Source organism: Shigella sp. FC1967, from assembly GCF_001743005.1.
Lineage (GTDB): Bacteria > Pseudomonadota > Gammaproteobacteria > Enterobacterales > Enterobacteriaceae > Proteus.
In genome coordinates this window covers 1-1,569 of the sequence record NZ_MIIZ01000961.1, presented here as the reverse complement: position 1 = coordinate 1,569, position 1,569 = coordinate 1, and the positions used below count along the sequence as shown (strand labels likewise).

The 1,569-nt window shown below is 30.6% G+C and carries 3 protein-coding genes; 1 reads left to right on the top strand and 2 read right to left on the bottom strand.

The window, feature by feature from the left end; genetic code table 11:
* Window positions 1-245: 245 nt before the first annotated feature.
* Entirely contained in the window at window positions 246-434 is a 189-nt protein-coding gene (locus BHE89_RS16755) for a hypothetical protein (protein WP_128860646.1), read from the bottom strand.
* Between the two features lie 19 nt (window positions 435-453).
* A complete protein-coding gene (locus BHE89_RS16750) occupies window positions 454-816 on the bottom strand; it encodes a hypothetical protein (protein ID WP_128860645.1) in 363 nt (120 codons plus the stop codon).
* Between the two features lie 294 nt (window positions 817-1,110).
* Between BHE89_RS16750 and BHE89_RS16745 the strand changes: the two genes are divergently transcribed.
* Window positions 1,111-1,449 (top strand): DUF5713 family protein, encoded by a 339-nt coding sequence (locus tag BHE89_RS16745; RefSeq protein WP_069367430.1) that lies wholly within the window; start codon window positions 1,111-1,113, stop codon window positions 1,447-1,449.
* Window positions 1,450-1,569: the final 120 nt, after the last annotated feature.

The window sequence follows — 1,569 nt, the reverse complement described above, 5'->3', positions numbered from 1 at the left end:
AGTATATCCCTGTTGTGCAACATTTTTTATTAGATTTAAATTATTTACACTATTCATCTATACTCTTACAGCAAAAATTAGCTACTTGAAAGGAATTGGATTTTTCAATAAAAGGAACTTACATGAAATTAGATGGTATTATTTAATATAAATTAAATCGTTCTGTGTCAGAAATGCTCCCAACCCTCTGGGAGCATTTCACATGATATTATTACTTACAAAGTGAGTTATCCCACAGCATTACGTTAAAGGGTAAAATTTAATGGTATCACTAATTCATTCACCGTAGTTTGAAGCGCTGCTTTTGCTTGAGTTAGCCTTTGTTTATCTATCTCAGGAATAAAACCATCTTTTGCTGGTAAATCATCTAAAGCGTATTCTTCCACTAAAACGCCATTAGCCCAACGTTGAAAGAGCCAATAACTTTCTGGCATCAATGTATATTTTGTACCGTCAATGATTGTTTTTTTTATCTTCTTGATAACGAACAGAAATAAGTTGATTTGCAACATTATCCCATATCCAACCTTTGTATGTCCCATCCTCTAGCCGATTTATTGACCAATGCATATCATCAGGTTGATAAAAATACAACTCAGTTAGTGCAACATAAGATGTGGTTTTTATTGATAATGTGGCTTGAATAAGACCGCTTGTAAAATAAGAAATATAAAGCGTTTTATTATCAATATTCAATTCAATATTACAAGTGTCCCAATGTGTTATTGTTAAACCTTCTTTAGTGGGTTTTTCTGGAATGGAGATCACCGTATCTGTTGCATCATCTTCTGCTGGTGGGTAGTAATGACCAGTCATATATTCCCCCGTTATTACCATAGAAGTACCATGTTGCCAAAGGTGAGCTTTTTAAATATTTATTAATGGCCAAAAAAGAGAATAGTGCAATAGTCAAAAAAAGAAATATAACTTTGTATTTTTTTAGCCATTTTTAATTAATTACCTGTTTTTTGTTTGCTGATCAGGATCCTACAAATGTATAGAAATAAACGCGAGACATTTAATTAAGAAACGTAATATACTTTCCAATAATTAAGATAATAAGTACACTTTAATAACCTTAAGATAAATATTTAGATAAGGATGTTCTTCATGATTAAAAATAAAGTATTAGCCGAGTATTCTTTTTTAAAAGAAATGGACAATGATAATTATTATCCAACACACCTTGTAAAAAAAGGGCAAGATTTATTAAAATCGCTTTGTGTCAAAATAGAAGCAACTTCACCTAAAAATTTGGCAGAACTTTATATTTTAACACAAGAAACAACGGATCAATTTAATGAACTAGCTGAAGAATTTTATGAGGAAGATAGCGAAATTGAAACAGTAGCAAGAGAGTGTATCGCTGAAGATTTTGGTGTTATCGCTGATGAATATGGCTTTGAAGATGCTGATGTAGAAGAATTAATTGCAACACGAGATTGGTAAAAAAAAGATGAGAAAGCCATAATGTGTTTTCTCATTTTCACTAATCTGAATTTTTATCAACTATCACCTAAATGATAATGAGAATAATTTAGTTGACAAAGACATATTTATTAATAAACT

Bases quoted from the DNA above. Each gene is read 5' to 3' on its own strand.
- BHE89_RS16745 (WP_069367430.1), top strand. From the start codon at position 1,111: ATGATTAAAAATAAAGTATTAGCCGAGTATTCTTTTTTAAAAGAAATG.
- BHE89_RS16750 (WP_128860645.1), bottom strand. From the start codon at position 816: ATGACTGGTCATTACTACCCACCAGCAGAAGATGATGCAACAGATACG.
- BHE89_RS16755 (WP_128860646.1), bottom strand. From the start codon at position 434: ATGCCAGAAAGTTATTGGCTCTTTCAACGTTGGGCTAATGGCGTTTTA.